At 70.6% G+C, this 5,883-nt stretch carries 5 protein-coding genes and 1 pseudogene; 5 read left to right on the top strand and 1 reads right to left on the bottom strand.

What is annotated here, in order from left to right; genetic code table 11:
• Positions 1-9 precede the first annotated feature (9 nt).
• On the bottom strand, positions 10-1,068 hold the full coding sequence (locus ITI46_RS32705; protein WP_209243578.1) for a LacI family DNA-binding transcriptional regulator: 1,059 nt from the start codon (positions 1,066-1,068) through the stop codon (positions 10-12).
• A gap of 81 nt (positions 1,069-1,149) precedes the next feature.
• Here ITI46_RS32705 and ITI46_RS32700 point away from each other — a divergent pair, with 81 nt between their 5' ends.
• From ITI46_RS32700 to ITI46_RS35265, 5 genes and pseudogenes are all read left to right on the top strand, one after another.
• Positions 1,150-2,535 carry an MFS transporter gene (locus ITI46_RS32700; protein WP_209243577.1) on the top strand — a complete coding sequence of 462 codons (1,386 nt, stop codon included), beginning with the start codon at positions 1,150-1,152 and terminating at the stop codon, positions 2,533-2,535.
• A gap of 15 nt (positions 2,536-2,550) precedes the next feature.
• Positions 2,551-3,912, top strand: coding sequence for a Pup--protein ligase (gene pafA, locus ITI46_RS32695; RefSeq protein ID WP_209243576.1), 1,362 nt, complete (start codon positions 2,551-2,553; stop codon positions 3,910-3,912).
• Between the two features lie 216 nt (positions 3,913-4,128).
• The gene (locus ITI46_RS32690) at positions 4,129-5,109 is read left to right on the top strand and encodes an FKBP-type peptidyl-prolyl cis-trans isomerase (RefSeq protein WP_209243575.1); all 981 of its coding nucleotides are present in this window, start codon (positions 4,129-4,131) and stop codon (positions 5,107-5,109) included.
• 58 nt (positions 5,110-5,167) lie between these two features.
• On the top strand, positions 5,168-5,542 hold the full coding sequence (locus ITI46_RS32685; protein WP_209243574.1) for an FKBP-type peptidyl-prolyl cis-trans isomerase: 375 nt from the start codon (positions 5,168-5,170) through the stop codon (positions 5,540-5,542).
• A gap of 122 nt (positions 5,543-5,664) precedes the next feature.
• Positions 5,665-5,883 (top strand): annotated as a pseudogene (locus ITI46_RS35265) (hypothetical protein); the annotation flags it as partial.

The raw sequence follows: 5,883 nt of genomic DNA, 5'->3' as shown, positions 1-5,883 counted from the left end.
GGGTGCCCGTCAGGGGTGCGGGGAGGGGCCGGTCGACCCGCGTACCACCAGCTGCACAGGCAACCGGGCCGCCTCCACCCGCTGACCGTCCAGGACGGCGAGCAGGGCTCGCATGCCGGCCCTCCCCACCTGCTCGGCGGGCAGCCGTACGGTCGTCAACTCCGGTTCCACCGCAGTGGCGAGGGCGACGTCGTCCACGCCGGTCACCGACACATCCTCCGGCACCCGCAGCCCCAGCCGTCGCGCGGCCTTCAGCGCGCCGACGGCGAGCAGGTCGTCGTCGCATACGAGTGCGGTCGGCGCCCCGTCCCGCGAGGGGGCAGCGGTCAGCACCCGCGTCGCGGCCTCGAGTCCGTCTGCCACGCTGAGCGCCGCGCGTTCGGTGCGTACGAGGGCCGCGCTGCTCGCGCGCAGTTCCTCGTGCAGCGCGTCGGCCCGCGCCTCGAAGGTCCAGGAGTCCACGGCGGCCGCGATATGGGCGATCCTGTGGTGGCCCAGTTCCCGCAGATGGGCCACCACCTGGCGCATGCCGTCGGCCAGGTCGATGTTGACGGTGGCGTCGCCGCTGCCCTCGTCGGCGTCCAGCATCACCAGGGGCAGCCCTTCGCCGCGCAGTGCCGCGAGGGCTTCGGGGGCCATGGAGGAGGCGATGACGCCGTCGAGCGCGGTGCGGGCCGAGGCGAAGGGGTCGGGGGCCGCGTTGATGCCTTCGGGGGAGGGGTAGAGGACGATGCCGAAGTCGTGTGCGCGGGCGACCTCGACAGCGCCCCGGTGGACGGTGGCGAAGAAGTCGTTGGTGAGCGCGGGGACGACCAGCAGCGCGGTGCGGGTGCGGCCCAGGCGCAGGGTGCGGGCCGCGAGGTTGGGGCGGTAGCCCAGTTCGCGGGCCGCGGCGCGGACGGCCTCGGCGGTGCGGGCCGAGACCCGGCCCTCCCATTTGCCGCCGAGTACGAGCGAGACGGTGGCCTGTGAGACGCCTGCCGCTCCGGCCACGTCGTGACCGGTGGGCCGGCTGCGGCGGCTTCCGGCGGCACGGTCGTCACCGGCGGCTGCGTGCTGTCCTGGCACCGAAAACTCCTTCACCGCTGCTGCCCTGGCATGGTACGTATAACGAGGTCAGTTATACGTAAAACGTCGAGAGGGGTGGGGATGGCGACGGGCTACGCCGAGCTGCTGCGGGCCAGGCACGCGATGCGCCTGCTGGCGGGGACGCTGATGGGCAGGCTGCCGAATGCCACGGGTCCGATCGCCATCGCGCTGTTCATCCGCGCCGCGGGCGGCAGCATGGCGCTGGCCGGTGCCCTCTCGGCGGTCTACGGCCTGGCCACCGCGTTCGGCCAGCCGATGCTGGGGCGGCTGGTGGACCTGTACGGGCAGCCGCGGGTGATGCTGCCCGCAGCCGTGGTCTCCGCCGCCGGCGCGGCCACGCTGGCGCTGACGGGGATCGGCTCGCTGCCGCTCGCCTATGGGTGCGTACTGGTCTTCGGCCTGTTCACGCCCCCGCTGGAGGGCGGGCTGCGGGCGCTGTGGCCGACCGTGCTGCGGCGCGAGGAGCAGGTGCACAGCGCGTACGCGCTGGACGCGGTCGCCCAGGAGGTGATGTTCGCGGCCGGGCCGTTGCTGGTCACGCTGCTGGTCGCCGGGTGGAGCGAGGCCGCGGCGCTGCTGGTGGTCAACGCGCTGGGGGTGCTGGGCGCCCTCTCGGTGGTCGTCTCGCCGCCGTCCCGCCGCTGGCGCTCCTCGCCCCGTAAACCGCACTGGCTGGGAGCGCTGCGCTCACCGGGGCTGAAGGTGCTGCTGGCCTCGTTCTTCTTCGTGGGGCTGGCACTGGGCACCTTCGCGCTGGCCGCGGTCTCCTACGCCGGTGACCACGGCGACAAGCTGATCTCCACCTATCTGCTGGCAGCGCAGGGCGCCGGTGCCCTGGTGGGCGGGGTCGGCTACGGGGCGCGGGGCTGGCCGGGCAGCCACGAGGGGCGGCTGCGGGTGCTGGTGGGCCTGTTCGCCGCCGGCAACCTGCCGCTGGTCCTGGTGCCGGGGGTGCCGGTGATGGTGGTGCTGGGCGGCCTCTCCGGGCTCTTCCTGGCCCCCGCGCTGGCCTGTGCCTTCGTGGTGGTGGACCGGCACGCGCCGTCCGGCACGGTGACGGAGGCGTTCTCCTGGCTGGTGACCACATTCGGGGTGGGGGCGGCCGTGGGCACCGCCGCGGTGGGCTCGGTCATCGAGTGGGGCGGCACCGGATCGGGCTTCGGCCTGGCCGGGGCAGGCGGGCTGGCGGCGCTGGCCGTCATCGTGGCGGCACGCCGGTTCCTGCTGCCGCCGGACGGCCCGGCGCGCGCCGGAGTGGTGGCGGGCTCGCTGCCCTCGCCGGAGCCCGGCGCCGGACCCGAGGCCGCCACGGCGGCTCAGTCGGGCGGTGAGGGCGAGCTCCGGCCGGGCCTTCCGCACACCGGAACCGGACGTCAGGGGCGTCCGCCAGGTGCGGAAACTGATCGGACCGGGTGTCCCGAACCCGGTTTCAGATCCTCCACGTAGGCGTACTGTTCAGGCATGGACCGCCGAATCTTCGGGCTGGAGAACGAGTACGGCGTCACATGTACGTTCCGGGGCCAGCGTCGGCTGTCCCCCGACGAGGTGGCGCGGTACCTCTTCCGCCGTGTTGTGTCATGGGGCCGCAGCAGCAATGTGTTTCTGCGGAACGGCGCGCGCCTCTATCTGGACGTGGGCTCGCACCCGGAGTACGCCACTCCGGAATGCGACAGCGTGACCGAGCTGGTCACTCACGACAAGTCGGGTGAGCGCATTCTCGAGGGCCTCCTCGTCGATGCCGAACGCCGTCTGCACGAGGAGGGCATCGCGGGCGACGTCTATCTCTTCAAGAACAACACCGACTCGGCAGGCAACTCCTACGGCTGCCACGAGAACTATCTGGTGGCCCGGCACGGGGAGTTCTCCCGGCTGGCGGATGTGCTCATCCCGTTCCTGGTGACGCGGCAGCTGGTGTGCGGCGCCGGCAAGGTGCTGCAGACCCCGCGCGGGGCCGTCTACTGCGTCAGCCAGCGTGCCGAGCACATCTGGGAGGGCGTCAGCTCCGCGACGACGCGCTCCCGCCCGATCATCAACACCCGCGACGAACCGCACGCGGACGCGGAGCGGTACCGCAGGCTGCACGTCATCGTCGGCGACTCGAACATGTCGGAGACGACGATGCTGCTCAAGGTCGGCGCCACCGATCTGGTGCTGCGCATGATCGAGGCCGGCACCGTGATGCGGGACCTGACGCTGGAGAACCCGATCCGGGCGATCCGCGAGGTCAGCCACGACATCACAGGGCAGCGCAAGGTGCGGCTGGCCAGCGGTCGGGAGGCGTCCGCGCTGGAGGTGCAGCAGGAGTACTTCGACAAGGCGCTGGATTTCTGCGACCGGCGCGGCATCCGCACCGGCCGGGTCGAACAGGTGCTTGAGCTGTGGGGCCGTGCCCTGGAGGCGGTGCGCACCCAGGAGCTGGACAAGATCAACACCGAGATCGACTGGGTGATGAAGTACCAGCTCATCGAGCGGTACCGGAACAAGAACAACATCACGATGTCCCACCCGAGGATCGCCCAGATAGACCTCGCCTACCACGACATCCACCGCCGCCGCGGTCTCTACTATCTGCTGGAGCGCAGCGGCAAGGCGGCCCGCATCTGCAACGACATCAAGATTTTCGAGGGTAAGTCGGTGCCGCCGCAGACGACGCGGGCCCGGCTGCGCGGCGACTTCATCCGCAGGGCGCAGGAGCAGCGCCGGGACTTCACCGTCGACTGGGTGCATCTCAAGCTGAACGACCAGGCGCAGCGCACGGTGCTGTGCAAGGACCCGTTCCGGTCGGTGGACGAGCGGGTGGAAAAGCTCATCGCGGGGATGTGACCGATGACGACGACGTAAGGTGAGCGATGAGCTGACGCGGCGTCCGAAAGCTTCACCAAGGGCGGTCCCGGGCTTCCGGGGCCGCCCTTCGCCGTGTGTGTCAGCGTCAGTTGACCGGTGCCGGTCGGCGCCGTGTCGTGCGCGGCGGCGGCCTCGTTGCTGGGTCGTAGGCTGTCAGGACCACACGAAGATTCCTAAACCCGCGAGTGGGACTCAATGTTGTATTTCTCCGGGGGCTCGACCCCCCGTACTCCCCGAGCCTTCCGGAAGCCGCGCCGGACGCGTACGCGCCGCCTCGCCGTCCTGCTGGCCGTTCCGCTGCTGGCCGTCTCGGCGGCGGCCTGCGGCGACGACGGCTCCGACAACAAGGGCAGCCCTCCGACGGTGAGCGGGTCCTGGGGCAAGAAGCCCAAGATCGACAAGGGTGAGGGCGACCCGCCCTCCGAGCTCAAGACCAAGGTGCTCAAGAGCGGCGACGGACAGACGGTCCGCAAGGGCGACGCGGTCAGCGCGCACTACGTGGGCCAGCTGTGGAACGGCAAGGAGTTCGACAGCAGCTGGAAGCGGCAGATGCCCGCCACCTTCCAGATCGGCACCGGCAAGGTCATCAAGGGCTGGGACGAGGCGCTGGTCGGCAAGAAGACCGGCAGCCGGGTCGAGATCGTCGCCCCGCCGAACAAGGGCTACGGCAAGAAGGGGCAGCCGCCGACGATCCCCGGCAACTCCACGCTGGTCTTCGTCGTCGACCTGGAGAAGATCGCCCCGAGCGAGATCGACGGCAAGCCCGTGGACAAGCCGCAGAACCCGCAGCTGCCCAAGGTGAGCACGAAGGTCGAGAAGAACAAGGCGCCGACCGTCCAGATGCCCAAGGGCAAGGAGACGGCGCCGGACAAGCTGATCAGCGAGACCATCGTCCAGGGCGACGGCAAGAAGGTCGGCGCGAACAGCACCATCCTGACCCACTTCACCGCCAAGACCTGGAAGGGCGGCAAGCAACTGGACGACACCTGGGCGCAGAACGGGGCGCCGCAGGAGATCCCCGTCGCCCAGATCCCCGGCTGGAAGGACGGGCTGAAGGGCGTCAAGGCCGGCAGCCGCGTGGTGATCTCGGTGCCGCAGAAGGAGTTCCCCAAGGAGCAGCGGAAGCAGTTCAAGGACGGGGTCGTCTTCTCGGTGGATGTGCTCGACGTGAAGTGACCTCTTCCGTGGCAGACTGGCGCGGTTGTCCCGCAGATACGTTCGTAGGAGCAATTTCGTGAGCATCGACAAGCCCGAGGTCGACTTCCCCGAGGGCGAGCCGCCGTCCGACCTGGAGATCCAGGACCTGTGGGAGGGCGACGGGCCCGAGGCCAAGGCCGGGGACAACGTCTCCGTGCACTACGTGGGCGTCTCCTTCTCCACGGGTGAGGAGTTCGACGCCAGCTGGAACCGCGGCAAGCCGCTCCAGTTCCAGCTGGGCGCCGGCCAGGTCATCGAGGGCTGGGACAAGGGCGTTCAGGGCATGAAGGTCGGTGGCCGCCGCCGGCTGACCATCCCGCCGCACCTCGCCTACGGCGAGCACGGCGCCGGCGGCGGGCGGATCAAGCCCAACGAGACGCTGATCTTCGTCTGCGATCTCGTCGCGGTCTGACGGCCGCATACCACATCACACGGGAGCCCCGCCGACCGCGGGGCTCCCGGCTTTTGCCTCCCACCGCCCCGGCGGTACGGTCGAGGATCCAGAACAGCAGGAGAGAGGGCACGAGGGAACCCATGGCGATTGCCAAGGCCGAGCGGCTGATGAATCTGGCGCTGTGCCTGCTGGGGGCCCGCCGCCCACTCACCAAGCGCGAGCTGCGCGCGTCGATCGAGGCATACGTCGAGGCCTACGGGCCGGGCGAGGCAGTGGCCTACGGGCCGGGCGAGGCAGTGGCCTATGGGCCGGGCGAGGCGGCAGCCCCCGGCTCCGGTTCGGGGGAGGCGGGTGCGGCC

Source organism: Streptomyces oryzae (assembly GCF_017676365.1).
GTDB lineage: Bacteria > Actinomycetota > Actinomycetes > Streptomycetales > Streptomycetaceae > Streptomyces > Streptomyces oryzae.
The sequence above is the reverse complement of the archived record's forward strand: the minus strand, read 5'-3'. Positions and strand labels throughout refer to the sequence as shown.